We start from the raw sequence: 19,742 nt of genomic DNA, 5'->3' as shown, positions 1-19,742 counted from the left end.
GCACCACGTCGGGGTCGAAGGTGGCGCCCCAGGACAGCGGGACGGGATAGGCGGTGGCGCCCCAGGCGGCGAAACCGGCCAGACACTCCTCGTGCGCGACGGCGGGGATGCCGAAGCGGTTCGCCGAGGTGATGCGGGACTGGGTGCGCAGCAGGGAGAGCGCGCCGAGCGCCGGGTCGACGGGGGCGGTGCCGAAGGGGCGGGTCAGCTGGCCCAGTCCGACGGGCAGGAGCGCGTCGAGGTCGACGGCCTCCTCCATGTCGTGCTGGTGCGGGGCGACTTCGCCGCCGTTGGCGGACGCGCCGACCCACACGCCGTACAGCTGCGCGATCTTCTCGTCCAGGGTCATCGCGGCGATGAGCGCGTCGACCCTGGCGGCGAGGGGGCGGTCGGGATCGTTCCAGAGGGGGGCTTCGGGGGTGGTCTCTACGGCCACGTCGGCAGTCACTTTCCTCCCACGCCCATCAGCCCCTGGACCAGGGCGCGACGGGCGAACAGGTAGACGAGCAGGATGGGCACCATGGACAGCACCACGGCTCCCAGCAGACCGGGGATGTCGATGCCGTGTTCGGTCTGGAAGTTGTACAGACCCAGGGTGACCACCTTGGTGGAGTCGGACTGGGTCAGGACGAGCGGGAACAGGAAGCCGTTCCACGCCTGGAGCGCGGAGAAGACCACGATCGTGGACAGTCCGCCGCGCGACAGCGGCAGCACGAGCTGGAAGAACATGCGCCGCGGGGTGGCGCCGTCCATGGCCATGGCCTCGTACAGCTCCGGCGAGATGTCGCGCATCGCGCCGCTGAGGATCAGCGCCGACATCGGCAGGCAGAACGCGGCCGTGGGCAGGATGACGCCCAGCAGGTTGTCGTACAGCCCGGCTTCGCTGATCAGGTAGAACATCGGCACGATGACGGCCTGGGCCGGGATGGCGAGGCCGAGCAGGAAGAGCCGGAAGATCGCCGACGTGGTCCTGCCGCGGCTGCGAACGATCGCGTAGGCGAGCGGCGGGACCAGCAGCAGCACGATGCCGATCACGCAGGCGGTGACGACGAGCGTGTTGAGGAAGTACTGGCCGAAGCCCGAGTCGAAGGCGCCCGTGTAGTTGTCCAGCGTGAAGCTGTCCGGGATCGAGACCGGGCCGTTCTCGGCGTAGTCCTGGCGGGTGCGCAGGGTCGCGGCGAGCATCACGTACAGCGGCAGGCCGACCAGGAAGAGCCAGAAGAGGGAACCGACGCCGGCCACGTAGTTCGGTCGGCGCCTCATGACACACCCTCCATGGAGCTGCGCATCTTGTCGTAGCCGGAGACCCGGACGACGATCAGCGAGATGATCGTGGCCGCGACGACCAGGACCAGGGCGATCGCGGAGCCGGTGCCGTAGTCGAAGCTCTTGAACGCCTTGTCGTACATGTAGTAGGCGCTGATGGTGGTGTCGGTGCCGGGGCCGCCCTGGGTCAGGATGAGGACCGTCTCGAAGGTGGTCAGGCCGCCGACGATCATCAGGATCATCGAGGTGATCATCGAGTTGCGCAGCTGCGGCAGGGTGATGTGGAAGAACTGCCGGTAGCGGCCCGCCCCGTCGATCTCCGCTGCCTGGTAGAGCACCTGGGGGATCGCGCGGGCGGCGCCCTGGTAGATCAGCGTGTGGAACGGGGTGAACTGCCAGGTGCTGACGAACGCCAGCACCCCGATGGCGGTGGCCTGCTCTCCGAACAGGTTGCCGTCGCCGAACAGCCAGGAGGCCTCGGCGGGGATGCCGAAGTTCGGGTCGAGCAGCGCCCGCCACAGCACGGAGACGGCCGTCGCGGACAGCAGCAGCGGGATGAAGTAGATGACGGACAGCACGGCCCGGTTGCGCTGGTGGCCGGCGGCCCAGACGCCGAGCAGGATGCTCAGCGGGGTCTGGAGGGCCACGCCGAGCACGGTCAGCAGCAGGGTCAGCCAGATACTCGTGAGCATCACCGGGTCGTCCATCAGGCGCGACCAGTTGTCCGTGCCGACGAACTCGGGCGAGCTGAGCCCGTCCCAGCTCATGAAGGACAGCACCGCCACCATGATCAGCGGGACGATCGCGAAGAGGGCGAAGAACACTGCGGCGGGCAGCGCCCAGGCGAAGCCGGGGCGGCCCACCGTTGTTGCGGACGAGGCGGGCGGCCGCCGCCGGGACCCCTTGCGGGGTCCGGCGGCGGGCCGGGCGCTCGTGATCTTTGTCGTCATGAGCCGTTCGTCACTCGGTCGGGAGGGCCTGCATGGCCTTGATGAAGCCGTCCGTGTCGAGCTGTCCGTTGAAGAACTGCTGGATGGCCTTGTGCATGTCCGAGCTGGCCTTCTGCGGGTACGCCTGGTCCCAGGACAGCTGGAACGACGGGGCGTCGGCGACCAGGTCGTACTGGAAGCGCGAGTAGTCGGCGTTGCCCGCGGTCTCGATGAACTCGTCGGTGTTGGTCGTGGTCGGCAGGTTGCCGATCTCCAGCTGCGCCTTGACGAACTCGTCGGAGTACATGAGCTTCAGGAACTCGGCGACGGCCTCGGGGTGCTTGGTCTTCTTCATCACCGAGTAGTAGTTGTTGGTGTTGCCGGCGATGTTGGCCGGGTCGCCCTTGCCGCCCTCGACGGTCGGGAAGGTGCCGTAGCCGAGGTCCTTCTCGGCGAACTCCTTGTGGTCCGTGAGCTGCTGGGAGTAGTACCAGGAGCCCATCAGCTCGAAGCCGGCCTTGTTCCCGGCCACCAGCTGGACCGAGCCGCCGTTGGTGTACTTGACGGAGTCGTAGTTCTTGCCGAAGGCGCCGGTGTCGACGAGCTCCCTGATCATGTCCAGGGCCTTCTTGCTGTCCGCGCTCTCCCAGGCGCTCTTGTCGCCCCCGACGGCCTTCGCGAACAGCTCCGGGCCGGCGATGCGGTCGTAGAGGTACTGGAACCACATCTGCGTCGGCCAGACGTCGCCGCCGCCGAGCGCGATCGGCGTGACGCCCTCGTCCTTGAGCTTCTTCACCGCGTCGAGCAGCTCGTCCCAGGTCTTCGGCGGCTGGACGCCCGCCTTGGCGAGGACCGCCTTGTTGTGGAAGAGCAGGACCGGCTGGGTGCCGCGCATCGGGACGCCGTACGGCTTGCCGTCGACGACGGCGTTGTTGAAGACGGACGGCAGGAACTTGTTCTCCAGGTCCGGGTTCTTCTTGATGAAGTCGTCGAGCGGCATCAGCAGGCCGGCCTTGACGAACGGCTTGATGCTGCCGCCGCCCCAGTTGAAGAAGACGTCCGGGGCCTGCGGGGTGTTGATGATCGTCTGCAGCTTCTGCTGGTAGTCCGCGCCGGGGATGGTGTCGAGGACGACCTTGACGTCGGACGTCTTGTTGAACGTGTCGACGATCCGCTTCTCGACCTTGTTGCTGGCGTCCCCGTAGACCAGGACATGGATCTTGCCGTCGTCCGCCGACGCCCCGCCGTTCCCGTCGCCGCAGGCCGAGAGGCTCAGTGCGAGGGTGAGCGTCGCACCGCAGGCGACCAGTCTGGGCAAGCGCGCACGTGTCTTCATCGTTCGCCTTTCGAAAGTTTCGGCATCATCACCGAAAGTCCATGCCGTGGGACAGTAGGTCAGACCCGTGTTTCGGTCAACGGTCGGAACGGGACTCACCCAAACCGTTATCGACGTGCGGTGCCCTATCCTGCGGGTATGCACGATGAAGACGAGGCGAGCGGCAGAGTGACCCTGGCCGCGGTCGCGAAAGAGGCCGGCGTTTCGATGCCGACAGTTTCGAAGGTCCTCAACGGCCGTTCGGATGTCTCCCGCGCGACCCGGGCCAAGGTGGAGCGGCTCCTGGAGGTCCACGGCTACCGCAGGCGCGCCCAGGCGGCGTCCCGTTCCCCGCTCATCGAGCTCGTCTTCCACGAACTGGAGAGCGTCTGGGCGATGGAGCTGATCAGGGGCGTGGAGAACGTCGCCAGGGAGAACCGCGCGACGGTGGTGCTCACCGAGAGCGGCACCCGGCACGCGCCCGCGCCGGACTGGCTCCCGGGCGTGCTGCAGCGCAGGCCGCTGGGTGTCGTGCTGGTCTTCTCCACGCTCCCGGAGGACGTCAAGCGGCGGCTCAGGGCGGCGGCCATCCCCTTCGTCGTCATCGACCCGGCGGGCGACCCCGACCCGGACGTGCCCTCGGTCGGCTCGGCCAACTGGGCCGGCGGCCTCGCCGCCACCCGCCACCTCACCGAGCAGGGGCACCGGCGGGTGGCGATCATCACCGGGCCCGAGGACGTGCTGTGCTCACTGGCGCGCCTCGACGGCTACCGCTCGGCCATGGCCATGGCGGGTCTGGAGACCGATCCGCGGCTGATGCGCTTCGGCGACTTCCACGTGCAGGGCGGCTTCGAGCACGCCATGGACCTGCTGGAGGGTCCGGACCGGCCCACGGCCGTCTTCGCGGGCAGCGACCTCCAGGCGCTCGGCGTGCTGGAGGCGGCCCGGGTCAAGGGCCTGCGCGTGCCGGAGGACCTGTCGGTGGTCGGCTACGACGACGTACCGCTGGCGCAGTGGTCGAGCCCGCCGCTCACCACGGTCCACCAGCCGCTGCGGCACATGGCCGAGGAGGCCGCCCGGATGCTGCTCCGCCCGGACGACCCCGGCACGGCCGCCCAGCGCATCGAGCTGGCGACGCACCTGGTGGTGCGGCAGAGCACCGCTCCGCCCAGGAAGGCCTGAACGACGCCGGGCCGGCCGCCGCGGGGGCGGCCGGCCCGGCGGGAGACGCCCCGTCGGCGGAAGGCCGGGCGTGCGGCGCCGCATCAGCGGAAGGCCCGGCGGGAGACGCCGCGTCGGCGGGAGACCCGGCGGGAGACGCCGCGTCGCTGGGAGGCCGGGCGGGAGACGCGGCGTGTACGGACCGGGCGCCGCCCCGCGCGGCCGGAGGCGGCGGAGCGAACGCCGGGAGGGGCGAGGGGAGTTCGCATGTATCGAAGGCCCCTGGAAACGCGTCGTGCCGACGCGCGGGCCGTCCGTGGCACCGCCGGCCCCGGTGACCTGGACAGGTGACACGGGGGCCGGCGGGCACGTGGGGTCAGGCGCCGGGCAGGACGCCGGTGCGGGCCACCTCGGAGTACCAGCGGGCGCTGGCCTTGGGGATGCGGGTGCCGGTCGGGTAGTCCACGTAGACGGCGCCGAAGCGCTTGCCGTAGCCGTGGGCCCACTCGAAGTTGTCCAGCAGCGACCAGAGGAAGTAGCCGCGCACGTCCGCGCCGTCGACGATGGCCCGGTGGACGGCGGCCAGGTGGCCGCGCACATAGGCGATCCGGGCGGGGTCGTTGACGTTCCCGGCAGGGTCGGCGTAGTCGTCGAACGCCGCGCCGTTCTCGGTGATGACCAGCGGCAGCTTCGGGAAGTCGGACGAGAGCCGACGCAGCAGCTCGTACAGGCCGGTGGGGTCGACGGCCCAGCCCATGGCGGTGGTGTCGCCGGGCGGCTGGTGGAAGGCGACCCGCTCGGCGCCCGGCCAGGGGCTGTGGGCGCTGTTGCCGTGTCCGTCCGAGGTGTGGGTGCCGCTGCCGTCGGCCTCGGAGACGAGCGTGGGCGAGTAGTAGTTGACGCCGAGGAAGTCCAGCGGCTGGTTGATCCGTTCGAGGTCGCCGTCGCGCACGAAGGACCAGTCGGTGAGCTCCGCGGTGTCCTTGAGCAGGTCCTCCGGGTAGGCGCCCTGCAGCATCGGGCCGGTGAAGACCCGGTTGGCGAGCGCGTCGATCCGGCGGACCGCGTCGGCGTCGGCCTCGCTGCCGGTGAGCGGGCGGACGTGGTGGATGTTGAGGGTGACCGAGCACTGGGCGGCGGCCGGGAGGCGGTCGCGCAGCGCCTGGACGGCGAGGCCGTGGCCCAGGTTGAGGTGGTGGGCGGCGCGCAGCGCGGCGACCGGGTCGGTGCGGCCGGGGGCGTGCACGCCGGAGCCGTAGCCGAGGAAGGCGCTGCACCAGGGCTCGTTCAGGGTGGTCCAGGTCTTCACCCGGTCGCCGAGGGCGTCCGCGGCGAGGGCCGCGTACTCGGCGAACCGCTCGGCCGTGGCGCGCTCGGGCCAGCCGCCGGCGTCCTCCAGCTCCTGCGGCAGGTCCCAGTGGTAGAGGGTGGCGACGGGCTGGATGCCCTTGTCCAGCAGCTCGTCGACGAGACGCCGGTAGAAGTCCAGGCCCTTCTGCACCGCGGGGCCGCGGCCGGTGGGCTGGATCCGGGGCCAGGCCAGGGAGAACCGGTAGGCGCCCAGGCCGAGTTCGGCCATGAGGGCGACGTCCTCGCGCCAGCGGTGGTAGTGGTCGGTGGCGATGTCGCCGGTGTCGCCGTTGCGGACCCGGCCCGGGGTGCGGGCGTAGGTGTCCCAGATGGACGGCGTGCGTCCGTCCTCGGCGGCGGCCCCCTCGATCTGGTAGGAAGCGGTCGCGGATCCCCAGAGGAAGCCCTTGGGGAAGGTGCGGGCGGCGTCCGGGGCGGACGCGGTCTGCTGTGCGGTGACCACGTAAGTCCTTTCGGGGTAAGGGGGTTCGCAGGCGGATGCCTGGTGGGGGTGGTGGTGCGGGGCCGGGCGCGGCGGGTGCGCCCCCGGCTCAGCCCTTGACGGCGCCCGCCATGATGCCGCTGACGATCTGGCGGCCGAAGACGACGAACATCGCCAGCAGCGGCAGCGTGCCGAGCAGCGCGCCCGCCATGATCAGCGACTGGTCGCGGACGTAGCCCGCGCTGAGCTGGGTGAGGGCGACGGGGACCGTCGGGTTGGTCATGTCGAGCACCACGAACGGCCAGAAGAAGTCGTTCCACGCGTGCACGAACGTGATCATGAACAGGACGGCCATCGCGGGCCGCGCCACGGGCAGCACGATGCTCCAGAAGATCCGCAGCGAGTGCGCCCCGTCCACGCGGCCGGCCTCGACGAGTTCGTCGGGCAGCGCCTCGGACAGGTACTGCCGCATGAAGAACACGCCGACCGCGCTCACCAGCGTGGGGAAGATGACGGCGGGCAGCTGCTGCGACCAGCCCAGCTCGGACATCATCATGAACAGCGGTACGACGCCGAGCTGCGGCGGCACCATCATGGTGCCGATCACCAGCATGAGCAGGACGTTGCGCCCCTTGAACCGCAGCTTGGCGAAGGCGAATCCGGCCAGCGTCGCGAACATCACCGTGGACAGGGAGATCACGCCGGCCACGATCAGGCTGTTGATCATGGCCTTGCCCATCGCCGCCTCGTCCCAGGCCCGGGCGAGGTTGCTGAACAGGTTCGGGCCGGGCAGGAACGGCGGCGGTGTCTGGCTGACCCGGGTGTTGTCGGTGGAGGCCGCCACCATCGTCCAGTACAGCGGGAAGATCGACAGCACCGCCATGACGACGAGCAGGACGTAGGCGAGCGGGCCGGCGTGGTGCTGGCGGCCGGCGCCCTGGCGCAGCAGCCGGCGGCCGCGGCCGGCCGGCTTCTCGACGAGGGTCCGGACCGGGGGCTCCGTCCGGACCGGGAGGCTGTTGGTGGTCATGATGACTCCAGGTCAGGACGTACGGGAACGCAGGCGCTTGATCAGGCGCTGCGCCGCGAAGGCGAGGACGAGCAGCATGAACATCGCCCAGGCGACGGTCGCCGAGCGGCCCATCTGATAGTTCTTCCAGCCCTCCTCGTACAGCAGCAGGCCCAGCGTCTGGTACTGGTTGTCGGCGCCGCCGGTGACGCCGTTGGGTCCCTGGCCGAAGATCAGCGGCTCACCGAAGAGCTGGGTGGCGCCGATGGTGGAGAGCACGATGGTGAAGACGATGGTGGAGCGGATGCCGGGGACGGTGACGTGGGTGAACTGCTTCCACCGGGACGCCCCGTCGATGGACGCCGCCTCGTACCGCTCGGCCGGGATGGCCTGCATGGCGGCCAGGTAGAGCAGCGCGTTGTAGCCGGTCCAGCGCCAGATGACGATGGTGGAGATCGCCGCCTGGGCGGGCCACTTGTCGGCCTCCCAGTCCACCGGGTCGATGCCGACCGAGCCGAGCGCCCAGTTGATCATGCCGAAGTCGCGTTCGAAGATCATGGTGAAGACGAGCGCGGCGGCGGCGACCGAGGTGGCGTACGGGACCAGCGAGGCGACGCGGAAGAACAGCGAGGCGCGCATGCGGTAGTTGAGCAGGTGCGCCAGGCCGAGCGCCATCATCAGCTGCGGCACCGTGGAGATGACGCCGATGGTGACGGTGTTCTGCAGCGCGTTCCAGAACCGCGAGTCGCCCCAGAGTTCGACGTAGTTGTCGAACGCCACCCACTCCATGACGTCGAGGGTGGCCAGTTCCACGTCGTGCAGCGAGATCCACGAGGTGTAGACGAGGGGGTAGAAGCTGAACGCGGCGAAGACGACGAAGAAGGGGGCGACGAACGCGAACGGCGCGCCCTTGACGTCCAGCCGGTGCAGCAGCGCGCTGCGCCGCCGGGCGGTCTTCCCGCCGCCCGACGCGCCGGGCGGGGCCGGCGGCTCCTCGCCGGTCGGGGCCTTGGTGGTGGAGGTGGCCACCGGACTTTCCTTCCTGAGAGCGGATGTGTGGGCCGGGGCCCGGGCCCGTCGGCGGGATGCCGAGCGGGCCCGGGCGGCCGGAGGAGGGGTCGGTCAGCCGACCGCCTTCTCGATGCGCTCCGTGGTGGTCTTCCACGCCTCGTCACGCTTGGTGCCCTGCTCGACCAGGGCCAGGCCCTGGGAGAAGGTGTCCTTGATCGTGCCGTCCTTGCGGCCGAGGACCTGCTTGTCGGGGATCTCCTGGGCGGCGGCGCCGAAGATCTGGCCGATCGGGGCGTTGTCGAAGTACTCCGACGTGGCGTCCTTCACGTCGGGGTTCTCCAGGGCCTTCTCGGAGGACGGGATGTTGCCGATCTCCTTGAAGATGTGGGCCTGCTGCTCCGGCGCGGTCAGCCAGGCGACGAGCTTCTTGGCCTCCTCCTTCACCGGGCTCTTCTCGATCACGCCGAGGAAGGACCCGCCCCAGTTGGCGCCCTTGGGCGCCCGGGCGACGTCCCACTTGCCCTTGTTGGCCTCACCGGCCTTCTCGCTGATGTGGCTGAGCATCCAGGCCGGGCACACGGCGGTCGCGAACGTGCCGTTGGCCAGACCGGGGTCCCAACCCGGCTGGAACTGGCGGAGCTTGGCGGTCAGCCCCTCCTCCGCGGCGTCGGAGGCGAGGCCCCAGGCCTCCTTGACGGCCGGGTTCGTGTCGTAGATCAGCTCGCCCTTGTCGTCGTAGTACTGCTCGGGGTAGCCGTAGACCATGGCATTGAACAGGCCGCTGGCCGAGTCCGTGAACGCCACCTTGTCGCCCTTGAAGTCCTTCTTGAAGGTGCGGCCGACCTCGACGTACTTCTTCCAGTCGCCCTCCCACAGCTTGCCGACCTCTTCGCGGTCGGTGGGCAGGCCGGCCTGCCCGAAGTAGTCCTTGCGGTAGCAGACGGCCATCGGGCCGATGTCGGTGCCCAGGCCCAGCACCTTGCCGTCCTCGGTGCTGATCTGGGACTCCTTCCAGGGCAGGAAGTGGTCGGTGCCCGGCGTGTCCGCGAAGTCCGCGAACTTGTCCGCCTGGGTCTCGGTGATCTCCTTGGCCCGGCCGATCTCGATGCCCTGGATGTCCTTCAGGCCGTTGCCGGCGGCGAGTCTGGTCTGCAGCGCGGTGTAGTACGTCTGCTCGTCACCGGCGATCTCGGCCTTGATGTCGACGTCGGGGTTCTCCTTCTCGTACTGCTCGAGGAGGCCGGTCTCCTTGAGGCCCATCACGCCGTACAGGCCCATGGTGATGGTGACCTTGCCGTCCTTCTTGCCACCGCCGGTGACCGAGTCGTCGCTGCCGCCGCAGCCGACGACGAGTGCCAGCGCGCCGGCGGTCGCGGCCGACGCCACCGCCTTCCTGCGCAACGAACCGTAAGTGCCCATGGATCTCCTCCTAGCGACGGCGCTGACACACCGGAGTGACGATTTCTGCGATGACTACAGCGGCTCTGATAGGGATGGGAACGTGCCCATTTCGGGGTGGGCACGTTCCCATCGCGCAACGAAGACTCATGGCAAGCGGACAGGTATGTCAATAACTTGAAACCAACTTCTCGCTCCGCACCGGGCCCCGCGTCCGCCGCCGCGGCCCCGGGGGGTGCTGTGCCGACGGCGGCGTCTGCAAGAATTGCCGCAGGTCACCTCCGCGGCGGGCATCGCCGCCGCGGCCGCCCAGGGGGGAGCACATGAGCGGCAACCGCCGTCCGACCATCAAAACGGTCGCGGCCCGCGCCGGCGTGGGCCGTACCACGGTCTCCCGCGTCGTCAACGGCTCGGAGCTGGTCAGTGCCGACGCCCGCGCGCGGGTCCTGGCCGCGATCAAGGAGCTGAACTACGTCCCCAACTCGGTCGCCCGCGGCCTGGTGACCAACCGCACCAACGCGGTGGCCCTGGTGATCCCGGAGTCGGAGAGCCGGCTCGGCTCGGAACCGTTCTTCGCCGCGCTGATCCGCGGTGTCAGCGGCGCCCTCACGGAGAGCCGGACCCAGCTCCAGCTGATGCTCGTGCGCGACCAGGCCGAGCGCGACCAGCTCACGGAGACGGTGGCGGCGCACCGCGTGGACGGCGTCCTGCTGGTCTCCGTGCACGCCGACGACCGGCTGCCGGGCATGCTGGAGGAGATGGGCCTGCCCACCGTGCTGGCCGGCCGCCGCGACGCGGGCGAACAGCTGAGCTACGTCGACTCCGACAACGCCGGGGGCGCCACCGCGGCGGTACGGCATCTGCTGCACCGCGGCCGGAGACGGATCGCCACGATCACCGGCCCGCTGGACATGGACGTCGGCCGCAGCCGACTCGCCGGCTGGCGCACCGCCCACCGGGAGGCCGGGGTGCCCGCGGACGAACTACTGGTCGAGGAGGGCGACTTCACCGAGGAGGGCGCCCACCGGGCGATGCGTTCGCTACTTGAACGCGCCCCGGATCTGGACGCCGTCTTCGCCGCCTCCGACCTCATGGCGGTCGGCGTCCTGGCCGAATTGCGCCGGCAGCGACGGCGGGTGCCCGACGACGTCGCCGTCGTCGGCTACGAGGACTCCGTCCTCGCCCGTCACACCGCCCCGCCACTGACGACCGTACGCCAGCCGGTGGAGGAGATCGGCCGCACCATGGCCCGGATCCTCACCGGCATCACCCAGCGGGGCGAGCCCCGGCAGCAGCGGACGCTGCCCACGGAGCTGGTGGTGCGGGAGTCGTCGTAGCGGGGGCCTTCGTGGAGGTGAGGGACGGGCGACGGCGGTTACCCGAGTGGTTCCGGCACCGCGACGAGGGAGAAGAAGCCATGGCCCACAAAACGAGCGCCCGGGACGTGGTGAACGCCATCAAGGACGTCGATTTCCCGGCCGGCAAGGACGACCTGGTCCAGGCGGCCGGCCGGTCGGGGGCCTCGCAGGACGTCGTCAAGGCGCTGCGCGGCATTCCGGCCGAGCAGTACGCCAATCGTGAGGAGGTGGCCCGGTCGGTGCGCGTGGACCCCGATTCCGACCTCGGCACGAGTCCCGCGCAACAGGCGGAGCAGGCCCGCGCGGGTGGCCGGCGGGGGCAGTCCCAGCACCTGCGCGAGGTACCGAAACCTCCGGTGGAGGAGGAACTGGACCGCTGACCCCGGCGGGCGGTCCGTTCGTGCGGTCTTCCCGTGGCTCGGCCGCGTGACCGTCCCTCCGGCCGGCGCGCCGTCGGCCGGGGCGGTCCCGTCGTGGGCGGCCGGGCCCCGGGACGCGAGACCGCTCCGGTGCGCCCACGAGCGGTGCCCGCGCACCGCGGGGCCGCTCAGCGGGCGGCGCCCCGTTCCCGTCGCAGGCGGCGCAGGACGACCACCAGGTCCAGGAGGGCCGTCAGCGCGAGCACGCCGCAGACGACGGCGAGCAGGATCAGCGGGCCCCGGCCGGGGCTGTCACCGGCGTCGGCCCCCGCGGCCCAGACGCCGAACAGCGCGGCGCCCGCGACGAAGAGGGGCAGGAAGACCGCGGCGAGCAGCAGGCGCAGCCGCAGCGGGCTCCGCGCGGTGACCGGCTCGGTGCCGGTCCGCGGGGAGCGGCGGCCGATCGTTCCGGAACGGGCCCGGGAGGCCGGCTCGCGGGTGGGATCGGTATGTGGGTCACGCACGCCGGACACCTCCTCCACCAGGGACGCGTCGGCCGGGTAGCCGCCACCGCCGGTGACAAACCGGTCTCCGTTGGCGCGCACCCGTTCCGGGTACTCGCCCCGGAACCGACCGCCGACAACCGGACCATGAGGAAGGACGCCGCCTCATGCAGCACGACGAGTTCATCGGCAAAGTGCAGGCTCTCACCCGGCTGCCGGACCGGGGGACGTCCGAGCGGGCGACCCGGGCCGTGCTGAGCACGCTGGCCGAGCGGCTGCCGGCCGGGCTGGCGGGCCATGTGGCCGCCCAGCTGCCACCGACCCTGGCCGCGCCCATGCGGCAGACCGCCTCGGGCGAGCGCTTCGACCTGACGACGTTCGCCGGGCGGATCGCCGGCCGCGCGGAGACGGACGAGGACGCGGCCGTGCGCGAGGCCGCCGCCGTCCTGGAGGTGCTCGACGCGGCCCTCACTCCGGAGCTGACGGAGAAGCTGGCCGCCGCGCTGCCCAGGGACATCGGCGGCCTGCTGCCCGTCGGACGTGCCGACGACACCGACTGAGGAGGTGAACGGGCGTGGTCTTCGAGCCCGTGACGATCCCCTCGGACGGGACGGCCCCGGCCGGTGACGAGGCCGAGCCCGCCGCCGACCGGTTCCGCGAGCATCCGTGACGCGGCGAGCCGCGGCGCACCGTGCGCCGCGGCTCGCCCTCGGCTCAGCCCGTGCTGCAGGAGACGGTCGGCCAGGTCCAGTTGCCGTTGGCCATGATCGTCACCCCCCAGTTGTTCCCGCTGCCGTTGGACTTGGCGACCAGGGTCTGGCTGTCGGGATAGGAGGTGCTGACGTTCCAGGTGGAGGAGACCTTCGCCGGGGACGGCACCTTCATGGTCACCGTCCAGTCGCCGCCGCCGCCGACCGAGACGTTGAGGTTGTAGCGGTCGCTCCAGCGGCTGCCCGCGGACAGGGTCGCGGTGCAGGCGGTGCCGCCACCACCGCCGTCCCCTCCCCCGCCGCCGGAACCGTCGGGGGCGACGGCGCGGCCGGTCTGCGGGGAGATCATCCCGGCGCACAGGCCCCGGGACGCCAGGTTCTGCGCGATGCGCGGGATCGCGGCGATGGTGTTGGCCGGCCAGTCGTGCATCAGGATGACCTGGCCGCCTGTGAGCCGGGAGGCCGCCTGCACGATGGCGTCGGTGCTCGCGTTGTTCCAGTCCTGCGAGTCGACGTCCCAGATGATCTCGGTCAGGCCGTACTTGGCCTCGACCGCGCGCAGCGTCGAGTTGGTCTCGCCGTACGGCGGACGGAACAGCTTCGGCGTGCCGCCGCCGGCGTTCGCGATCGCCTGCTGGGTGCGGGCGATCTCCGAGTCCATCTGCGCCTGGCTCAGCTGGGTCATGTGGGGGTGGGTGTAGCTGTGGTTGGCGACCCACATCCCGGCGTCGACCTGGGCCTTGACCAGGGAGGGGTTGGCGGCGGCGTACTGGCCCTGGTTGAACATCGTGGCCCGCAGCCCGTTCTGCTTCAGCGCGTTGAGCAGGTTCATGGTGGTGCCGGTGGACGGGCCGTCGTCGAAGGTGAGTCCGACGTAGCCGTTGCAGGCGGCGGCGTGCGCCGGTGCGGCGTCCAGGGCCGCGGTGGCGGTGCCGGCCAGGGTCAGCGCGGCGACGGCCAGTCCCGACACCAGGGAGCGGGTGACAGGCGGTCGTTTTCCGGTGGTCATCTGCGGTGCTCCTCCTCGTGGGGGGGGTCAGCCTGCGCTGCAGGAGACCGACGGCCAGGTCCAGTTGCCGTTGGCCATGATCGTCGTGCCCCAGTTGTCGCCGCTGCCGTTGGACTTGGCGACCAGGGTCTGGCTGTCGGGGTAGGACGCGCTGGTGTTCCAGGTGGAGGAGACCTTCGCCGGGGAGGGGACCTTCATCGTCACGGTCCAGTTGCTGGAGCCGCTCACCGAGACGTTGAGGTTGTAGCGGTCGCCCCACTTCTCGCCGGCCGACAGGGTCGCGGTGCAGCCGCCGGTGTTGCCGCCGCCACCGCCGCCACCGCCGCCACCGCCGCCGCCACCGCCGCCGCCGGAGCCCTCGCTCACCGTGATGTTGGAGCTGCCGCTGCTCTGGTAGCCCTCGGTGGCCATGATCATGTAGTTGTGGTTGCCCAGGTTCATGCCCTTGCTCGCCCAGGCGTCGAAGTGGTTGCCGCTGGTGATGGTGCCGCCCGTGCGCTTGGACTGGCGGACGCTCCAGTACTGGTCGAAGGTCCTGGTGCCCTCGATGGAGGGGGCGTTGTACCGGGTCGTCTTGTAGATGTCGTACGTGCCGCCGTCGCTGTAGACGGTGCCCTTGTACTCGCCGGTGGGCCGGTAGGTGCCCCAGTTGTCGACGATGTAGTACTCGACGAGCGGGCCGGTGGTCCACCCGTAGAGCGTCAGGTACGCGTTGCCGGACGGGTTGAAGGAGCCCGAGTAGTTGACCGTCTTGCGGCCGCCGGTGCTCCAGCCCTTGCCGGCGACGAAGTTGCCGGTGTTGCGCCACTGGGTGCCGTAGTTGCCGCCGGAGCCCAGGTCCATGGAGACGGTTCCCTGGGAGTCGGTCCAGAACGAGTACCACCAGCCGTTGTTGGTGCCGGTCTGGTTCGTGGTGACGGCGGCGGTCGCGGTGGTGGCGGTCAGGAGCAGCGCGGTGACGGCGGCCAGCGCGACGGTCCAGGCGCTTCTGACGCTCAGCAGCAGGCGGCCTCGCCTGCGGTTTCTCGGTCGGGTGAACACGTGCATGGGGGTGCGCCTCCTGTGACGGCTCGGCGGGAGGTTCAATGCCGGACAGTTTTGGTCTGTGCGCGTCAACCGTCAACAGTTTCGGTGAATGTTTCGAAAACTTCGCTCGATCGAACAGGCGGAGGAATCGATGTCCATGCAGCTCAACGTGAACATTGAACCGCCAGACCTGAACGTCATCACGCTGCGCGGTGGATGAAGATCGAAGCTTGATGAAGAGTAATCGAAAGTTTCGAATAGAGGGCCTCCACGCGAAAGGGCCCGGACGCCTGTCAGGCGTCCGGGCCCCGGTGACCGTGCCTCACGTGGGGGTCGTCCAGCGCGGGGCCGTCTCCGCCCAGGCCGTGTCCCAGTCGGCGAGGTTGCGGCGGCGCAGGGCCAGGCCGGCCAGGGCGTGGGCGGCGGCGCCGGTGAGGGCGACGCCGATGGCGGCGAGGAGGGACCAGCCCATGGTGCGGCTGCGGACCTCCTCGGCGCTCAGCGGCGGGTCCGTCGCCTCGCCGTCGGCGGTGATCCAGAGGCGGACGGTGTTGTCGGCGGTCAGTCCCGGCCGGACCTCGGTCCGCATGGTGCGGGTGCGTCCCTCGCCGGTCACGACGCGGACCTCGGCCGGATAACGGGTCTTCCTCTCCTCGTCCGAGCCCGGCTCCGGATGACGGGGCGCGTCCTCGGTGAGGGTTCCGGTGGTCTCGTACCGGGTCAGGTTCTGGTGGCGGGCGGTGTCCTCGTAGTGCCGGCGGGCGGCGTCGCCGACGAGGACGGCGGCCACGGGCGCCACGGCCAGTACGGCGATCAGGGCCCCGAGGCCGATCCAGGCGTGCAGCGTGTCGGTGCGGCGGCGCAGGGGGTTGTGCCGCCAGCGCCACAGCAGGGGGCGCGGGGGCGGGCCGGGGGGTGGCTGTGCCGGAGGTGTCTCGCCGGCCACGTCGGATCTCCTTCCGTTGCCGGGGCGCGGGCAGAGGGGCGGTCAGACGGTTCCGGTGACCGAGGGGTGGTGGTGCGCCGCGGCGAGGAGGCCGGCGGCGCCCCGGACGGCGGCGGTGTGCGGCGACGGGACCTGCTGGACCGCGCAGCCGAGGCCGGCGGGGAGGTCACGGGTGATGTCGGGACGCAGCGCGCCGCCGCCGGCCAGGAGGACTCCCCGGCGCAGGGCGGTGCGGGTGAGCGCGGTGCGGTCCTGGCGCCGCATCGCGGCCACCATGTCGGCCACCGCGGCGGTGATGTCGCCGGGTGGTGTGCCGTCGGCCAGGTCTGCGGTGCCCAGCGCGGCGCGGCGGGCGTCGGTCACCGCGCCGTCCACGAGCAGCACCACTTCGGTGAGGTGGGCGCCGATGTCCACGACGAGCAGCGGACGGATGTGGTCGGCGCCCGCGGCCAGGGCCACCGCGCGGGCGCCGGGGACGGTCAGCACGGCGCGCGGACGGAGGACCTCGACGGCGGTGCGGGCGGCGGTCCGGAAGGCGAGCCCGTCCAGGACCGGCGCCGTGACCACGACCAGGGGGCGGCCGAGCCGGGGCAGCCGGTGCCCGAGCAGCCGCTCCAGCATCCGGGCCGTGCCGGGGGTGTCGACGATGGTGCCGCGCTGGATGGGGTGGATCGCGCCGGTGCCCGGGAAGGTCACGGTGGGCACGTCGAGGACCATGCCCCGCCCGGCGATCCACGCGCGTGTGCGGGCGCTGCCCAGGTCGAGAGCGATACCCGAGCAGCGCCGGCACAGCGGCCAGTGCCGGTGCCGTGCCGGTGTCGGGAGGGAACGCCGGATCACGGTCACCGGCCGGCCTCCCTCACCTGCTGGCAGCGCCCGCAGTAGCGGGCCTGGGGGACGATCAGCAGGCGGTGGCGTTCGACGGCGCGGCGGCACAGGTGGCAGGTGCCGTACTGCCCGGAGTCCATCCGGGCGAGCGCCGCCTCGACGTCGGCGAGCACCATGCGGGCGGACGCCGCGAGCTTGACGCCCACCTCGATCCGGGCGGCGTCCGTCCGGCGGCGGTCGTCGGCGCGGTCCGAGGAGTGGACGGCGAACTGCCGCAGCTGCTCCTGCCGGAACAGCCGCTGCTCGTGCAGGTTCTCGCGCAGCGCGGCGAGGTCCTCGGGGGTGAGGACCGTGTCGCGCTCGCCGATGGTCTGGTGGGTCACCACTGCACCCCTTGGGCAGAGCGGGAGAGGAGGACGGACGGGGTCAGGCGCGGCCCTGGCAGCCGACGCAGTACCGGGTGTGCGGGAGGATCTCCAGCCGCTCCGGCGGTACGGACTTGGAGCAGCCCAGGCAGATGCCGTAGGTGCCGTCCTCGACGCGCGCGAACGCCTCGTCGATCTCCCTCAGGACACGGTTGATGGCGTCCTTCTGGTTGGACATCAGGTGGTCGCCCGGGCTCTGCCCCGTTTCGTCGAGGGCCTTGAGCTGCGCCAGCCGCGTCGTGCGGGCGTGTTCGAGGCGCTGCCGGACCTCGTCGGCGGCCGGGTGGGCGGAACGGGGTTCGGTGCGGGACAGGTCGAGCGACACGGACGGTCCTCCTGGATGACGTACGGGTGATGTCCTCACCCTCGCCCGTTTCCGTCCCGGCGCCCATCGGGCGCGGTACCCATCTGCGCGGGGTCCGAGGACCCACCCCGGGCGGCATGGGTCGGGCGGGCCGCGGGAAATGGGGCGCGGGGCCCATCGACCGGAGCCCGTCCCTGGTGCACGCTGGCCGGTGTCCGCCGGGACAAGGGGGCCGCAGCCGCGTTCGTGGGCGCGGTGACCGACAGTAGAGGCAGACGAGAAAGAGGAAGGCGTGACCTCCGTGTCCCTGTACTGGCGGATCTTCGGGCTCAACGCGGTGGTGCTGGGCGGCGCCACCGCGCTGCTGCTGTGGGCTCCGGTGACCGTGTCCGTTCCGGTGCTGCTGACCGAGGCGGTGATCCTGGTGGGCGGCCTCGGCGTCATGCTCGTCGCCAACGCCGCCCTGCTGCGCATCGGCCTCGCCCCGCTGGACCGGGTGACGCGGCTGATGACCACCGTCGACCTGCTGCGTCCCGGCCAGCGGCTGCCGGTGCGCGGCGGCGGGGAAGTCGCCGAACTGGTCAGCACGTTCAACTCGATGCTGGAGCGGCTGGAGGGGGAACGCGTCGCGAGCAGCGCCCGCGCCATCCTCGCCCAGGAGGGCGAGCGGCGCCGTATCGCCCAGGAGCTGCACGACGAGGTCGGGCAGAGCATGACCGCCGTGCTGCTGGCCCTGAAACGGGCGGCCGACGAGGCGTCCCAGCCGCTGCGCGGCGAGCTCCAGCAGGCGCAGGAGATCACCCGGGAGAGCCTCGACGAGGTCCGCCGGCTGGTGCGCCGGCTGCGTCCGGGCGTGCTGGACGATCTGGGTCTGGTCAGCGCGGTCACCTCGCTGGCCACCGAGTTCGCCACGCACACCGGGCTGCGCGTGCTGCGCCGCTTCGCCCCCGATCTGCCCGCTCTCGACCACGAGGCGGAGCTGGTGATCTACCGGGTGGCGCAGGAGGGCCTGACCAACGCCGCGCGGCACGCCGAGGCGCGGTGCGTGGAGGTGAGCCTGCGCGGCGCCGACGGGTGCGTCGTCCTCGAGGTGGCCGACGACGGCCGCGGCATCGGGGCCGCGCACGAGGGCGCCGGACTTCGCGGAATGCGGGAACGGGCCCTGCTGATCGGGGCCACACTGGACATCGCCAGTCCCGACGAGACCTCCGCGCCACCGTCCGGCACCCGGATCCGGCTGACCGTGCCCACCGCCGCCAGGAAGCAGTCATGAACCACCAGGACACCCACGACGACCACCGGCCGGACACCACGATCCGGATCCTGCTCGCCGACGACCACGCGCTGGTGCGGCGTGGCGTGCGGCTCATCCTCGACCGGGAGCCGGACCTGGAAGTGGTCGCCGAGGCGGGTGACGGCGCGGAGGCGATCGCCATGGCCCGCACCCACGACGTCGACCTGGCCGTCCTGGACATCGCCATGCCGCGGCTGACCGGTCTGCAGGCCGCCCGCGAGCTGACCGCGCTGAAGCCGGGGCTGCGCATCCTGATGCTGACGATGCACGACAACGAGCAGTACCTGTTCCAGGCGCTCAAGGCCGGGGCCGGCGGTTATGTGCTGAAGTCCGTCGCGGACCGCGATCTGGTCGCCGCCTGCCGGGCCGCGATGCGGGACGAGCCGTTCCTGTACCCGGGCGCGGTGACCGCCCTGATCCGCAACTACCTCGACCGGGTGCGGCACGGCGAGGAGGCGCCGGAGCAGTTGCTGACCCCCCGCGAGGAGGAGGTGCTCAAGCTCGTCGCCGAGGGCCACTCGTCGAAGGAGATCGCCGAGCTGCTGTTCATCAGCGTCAAGACGGTCCAGCGGCACCGCGAGAACCTGCTGCACAAGCTGGGGCTCCGGGACCGCCTCGAACTGACCCGTTACGCCATCCGCGCCGGGCTCGTCGAACCTTGACCGCCGACCGGCGGGGACGCTCCGCCCGCCTTCCGTACCGGGCCGCCGCGGCGGCCCTCGCCGCGTTCGCGGCCGTGCTGCTGACCCTCGGGTTCGCCCACGCCGCGGACCTCGTCCCCGCCGCGGCGTCGCCCGCCCCGTCGGCGTACCAGTCCGACACCCGTCCGTACGGCGACGACGCCTACGTCGGCGCCCGCACCCCGCTCACCCGGCCGGAACGGGACGCCGGTGAGCGGACGGTACCCGCCGGTCACCTGCTCTTCACCGCGGCGTACACGCCGCCGGTCCCGCCCCGGCCCGCCCGGCCCGCGCCGGCGGCCGGGCACGCGCCGCCCGCCGCCGCGCACATGCCGTCGGACCTGGGGCGCGCCCCGCCCACGGCCTCCAGCACCTGAGATTCCCCTCTTCACTCTTTTCCGCGTGCCTGCTGGAGGCAT

21 protein-coding genes and 1 pseudogene are annotated in these 19,742 nt (G+C 71.4%); 7 read left to right on the top strand and 15 right to left on the bottom strand.

What is annotated here, in order from left to right; genetic code table 11:
- The 4 genes and pseudogenes from ADK41_RS17425 to ADK41_RS17410 form a co-directional block, all read right to left on the bottom strand.
- Window positions 1-448: pseudogene (locus ADK41_RS17425) on the bottom strand (glycoside hydrolase family 3 N-terminal domain-containing protein); the annotation flags it as partial.
- Window positions 445-1,263, bottom strand: coding sequence for a carbohydrate ABC transporter permease (locus ADK41_RS17420; protein WP_030831263.1), 819 nt, complete (start codon window positions 1,261-1,263; stop codon window positions 445-447). The pseudogene ADK41_RS17425 and the gene ADK41_RS17420, both read right to left, overlap by 4 nt.
- Window positions 1,260-2,216: a carbohydrate ABC transporter permease gene (locus ADK41_RS17415; RefSeq protein WP_030831261.1), complete on the bottom strand. Its 957-nt coding sequence runs from the start codon at window positions 2,214-2,216 to the stop codon at window positions 1,260-1,262. The genes ADK41_RS17420 and ADK41_RS17415 overlap by 4 nt, the downstream gene beginning before the upstream one ends.
- 10 nt (window positions 2,217-2,226) lie before the next feature.
- Window positions 2,227-3,531: an ABC transporter substrate-binding protein gene (locus ADK41_RS17410; protein WP_030831252.1), complete on the bottom strand. Its 1,305-nt coding sequence runs from the start codon at window positions 3,529-3,531 to the stop codon at window positions 2,227-2,229.
- Between the two features lie 207 nt (window positions 3,532-3,738).
- On the opposite strand from ADK41_RS17410, the gene ADK41_RS17405 reads away from it, so the two are divergent.
- Entirely contained in the window at window positions 3,739-4,692 is a 954-nt protein-coding gene (locus ADK41_RS17405) for a LacI family DNA-binding transcriptional regulator (protein ID WP_051843369.1), read from the top strand.
- Window positions 4,693-5,047: 355 nt separating this feature from the next.
- Here ADK41_RS17405 and ADK41_RS17400 read toward each other — a convergent pair whose 3' ends face one another.
- The 4 genes from ADK41_RS17400 to ADK41_RS17385 form a co-directional block, all read right to left on the bottom strand.
- Window positions 5,048-6,484, bottom strand: coding sequence for a GH1 family beta-glucosidase (locus tag ADK41_RS17400; protein WP_030831248.1), 1,437 nt, complete (start codon window positions 6,482-6,484; stop codon window positions 5,048-5,050).
- 88 nt (window positions 6,485-6,572) lie between these two features.
- Window positions 6,573-7,493, bottom strand: a complete 921-nt coding sequence (locus tag ADK41_RS17395; RefSeq protein WP_030831246.1) for a carbohydrate ABC transporter permease — start codon at window positions 7,491-7,493, stop codon at window positions 6,573-6,575.
- A gap of 12 nt (window positions 7,494-7,505) precedes the next feature.
- Window positions 7,506-8,501 carry a carbohydrate ABC transporter permease gene (locus ADK41_RS17390; protein WP_030831244.1) on the bottom strand — a complete coding sequence of 332 codons (996 nt, stop codon included), beginning with the start codon at window positions 8,499-8,501 and terminating at the stop codon, window positions 7,506-7,508.
- Window positions 8,502-8,594: 93 nt separating this feature from the next.
- Window positions 8,595-9,902 (bottom strand): ABC transporter substrate-binding protein, encoded by a 1,308-nt coding sequence (locus ADK41_RS17385; protein WP_030831242.1) that lies wholly within the window; start codon window positions 9,900-9,902, stop codon window positions 8,595-8,597.
- 302 nt (window positions 9,903-10,204) lie between these two features.
- Here ADK41_RS17385 and ADK41_RS17380 point away from each other — a divergent pair, with 302 nt between their 5' ends.
- On the top strand, window positions 10,205-11,218 hold the full coding sequence (locus ADK41_RS17380) for a LacI family DNA-binding transcriptional regulator (protein WP_030831239.1): 1,014 nt from the start codon (window positions 10,205-10,207) through the stop codon (window positions 11,216-11,218).
- Between the two features lie 80 nt (window positions 11,219-11,298).
- Entirely contained in the window at window positions 11,299-11,619 is a 321-nt protein-coding gene (locus ADK41_RS17375; protein WP_030831235.1) for a DUF2795 domain-containing protein, read from the top strand.
- A 167-nt stretch (window positions 11,620-11,786) separates the two neighbouring features.
- On the opposite strand, the gene ADK41_RS17370 is transcribed toward ADK41_RS17375, so the two are convergent.
- Window positions 11,787-12,122, bottom strand: coding sequence for a DUF6343 family protein (locus ADK41_RS17370; protein ID WP_030831232.1), 336 nt, complete (start codon window positions 12,120-12,122; stop codon window positions 11,787-11,789).
- Window positions 12,123-12,268: 146 nt separating this feature from the next.
- Between ADK41_RS17370 and ADK41_RS17365 the strand changes: the two genes are divergently transcribed.
- A complete protein-coding gene (locus ADK41_RS17365) occupies window positions 12,269-12,661 on the top strand; it encodes a DUF2267 domain-containing protein (protein ID WP_030831229.1) in 393 nt (130 codons plus the stop codon).
- A gap of 154 nt (window positions 12,662-12,815) precedes the next feature.
- Here ADK41_RS17365 and ADK41_RS17360 read toward each other — a convergent pair whose 3' ends face one another.
- The 6 genes from ADK41_RS17360 to ADK41_RS17335 all read right to left on the bottom strand — a co-directional run bounded on the left by ADK41_RS17360 (window position 12,816) and on the right by ADK41_RS17335 (window position 17,370).
- Window positions 12,816-13,820, bottom strand: coding sequence for a polysaccharide deacetylase family protein (locus ADK41_RS17360; RefSeq protein WP_030831226.1), 1,005 nt, complete (start codon window positions 13,818-13,820; stop codon window positions 12,816-12,818).
- 27 nt (window positions 13,821-13,847) lie between these two features.
- Entirely contained in the window at window positions 13,848-14,867 is a 1,020-nt protein-coding gene (locus tag ADK41_RS17355) for a glycoside hydrolase family 11 protein (protein WP_030831223.1), read from the bottom strand.
- A 301-nt stretch (window positions 14,868-15,168) separates the two neighbouring features.
- Window positions 15,169-15,792: an Rv1733c family protein gene (locus ADK41_RS17350; protein ID WP_030831220.1), complete on the bottom strand. Its 624-nt coding sequence runs from the start codon at window positions 15,790-15,792 to the stop codon at window positions 15,169-15,171.
- A 42-nt stretch (window positions 15,793-15,834) separates the two neighbouring features.
- Window positions 15,835-16,638: a rod shape-determining protein gene (locus ADK41_RS17345; RefSeq protein ID WP_030831217.1), complete on the bottom strand. Its 804-nt coding sequence runs from the start codon at window positions 16,636-16,638 to the stop codon at window positions 15,835-15,837.
- Window positions 16,635-17,003, bottom strand: a complete 369-nt coding sequence (locus ADK41_RS17340; protein WP_199821883.1) for a TraR/DksA family transcriptional regulator — start codon at window positions 17,001-17,003, stop codon at window positions 16,635-16,637. The genes ADK41_RS17345 and ADK41_RS17340 overlap by 4 nt, the downstream gene beginning before the upstream one ends.
- A 43-nt stretch (window positions 17,004-17,046) precedes the next feature.
- Window positions 17,047-17,370 (bottom strand): TraR/DksA C4-type zinc finger protein, encoded by a 324-nt coding sequence (locus tag ADK41_RS17335; protein WP_030831212.1) that lies wholly within the window; start codon window positions 17,368-17,370, stop codon window positions 17,047-17,049.
- A gap of 271 nt (window positions 17,371-17,641) precedes the next feature.
- Here ADK41_RS17335 and ADK41_RS17330 point away from each other — a divergent pair, with 271 nt between their 5' ends.
- Genes ADK41_RS17330 through ADK41_RS17320 form a run of 3 tightly spaced genes read left to right on the top strand, consistent with a single transcriptional unit; the run spans window position 17,642 to window position 19,700 of the window.
- The gene (locus tag ADK41_RS17330) at window positions 17,642-18,622 is read left to right on the top strand and encodes a HAMP domain-containing sensor histidine kinase (protein WP_030831209.1); all 981 of its coding nucleotides are present in this window, start codon (window positions 17,642-17,644) and stop codon (window positions 18,620-18,622) included.
- Entirely contained in the window at window positions 18,619-19,305 is a 687-nt protein-coding gene (locus ADK41_RS17325) for a response regulator (RefSeq protein WP_030831206.1), read from the top strand. The genes ADK41_RS17330 and ADK41_RS17325 overlap by 4 nt, the downstream gene beginning before the upstream one ends.
- Window positions 19,302-19,700: a hypothetical protein gene (locus ADK41_RS17320; protein WP_030831203.1), complete on the top strand. Its 399-nt coding sequence runs from the start codon at window positions 19,302-19,304 to the stop codon at window positions 19,698-19,700. The genes ADK41_RS17325 and ADK41_RS17320 overlap by 4 nt, the downstream gene beginning before the upstream one ends.
- Window positions 19,701-19,742 lie beyond the last annotated feature (42 nt).

The sequence above is a fragment of the Streptomyces caelestis genome, from assembly GCF_001279005.1.
Classification (GTDB): Bacteria; Actinomycetota; Actinomycetes; order Streptomycetales; family Streptomycetaceae; genus Streptomyces; species Streptomyces heliomycini.
This window is presented reverse-complemented; position numbering and strand designations above follow the sequence as displayed.

Bases quoted from the DNA above. Each gene is read 5' to 3' on its own strand.
- ADK41_RS17420 (WP_030831263.1), bottom strand. From the start codon at position 1,263: ATGAGGCGCCGACCGAACTACGTGGCCGGCGTCGGTTCCCTCTTCTGG.
- ADK41_RS17415 (WP_030831261.1), bottom strand. From the start codon at position 2,216: ATGACGACAAAGATCACGAGCGCCCGGCCCGCCGCCGGACCCCGCAAG.
- ADK41_RS17410 (WP_030831252.1), bottom strand. From the start codon at position 3,531: ATGAAGACACGTGCGCGCTTGCCCAGACTGGTCGCCTGCGGTGCGACG.
- ADK41_RS17405 (WP_051843369.1), top strand. From the start codon at position 3,739: ATGCCGACAGTTTCGAAGGTCCTCAACGGCCGTTCGGATGTCTCCCGC.
- ADK41_RS17395 (WP_030831246.1), bottom strand. From the start codon at position 7,493: ATGACCACCAACAGCCTCCCGGTCCGGACGGAGCCCCCGGTCCGGACC.
- ADK41_RS17385 (WP_030831242.1), bottom strand. From the start codon at position 9,902: ATGGGCACTTACGGTTCGTTGCGCAGGAAGGCGGTGGCGTCGGCCGCG.
- ADK41_RS17380 (WP_030831239.1), top strand. From the start codon at position 10,205: ATGAGCGGCAACCGCCGTCCGACCATCAAAACGGTCGCGGCCCGCGCC.
- ADK41_RS17375 (WP_030831235.1), top strand. From the start codon at position 11,299: ATGGCCCACAAAACGAGCGCCCGGGACGTGGTGAACGCCATCAAGGAC.
- ADK41_RS17365 (WP_030831229.1), top strand. From the start codon at position 12,269: ATGCAGCACGACGAGTTCATCGGCAAAGTGCAGGCTCTCACCCGGCTG.
- ADK41_RS17360 (WP_030831226.1), bottom strand. From the start codon at position 13,820: ATGACCACCGGAAAACGACCGCCTGTCACCCGCTCCCTGGTGTCGGGA.
- ADK41_RS17355 (WP_030831223.1), bottom strand. From the start codon at position 14,867: ATGCACGTGTTCACCCGACCGAGAAACCGCAGGCGAGGCCGCCTGCTG.
- ADK41_RS17325 (WP_030831206.1), top strand. From the start codon at position 18,619: ATGAACCACCAGGACACCCACGACGACCACCGGCCGGACACCACGATC.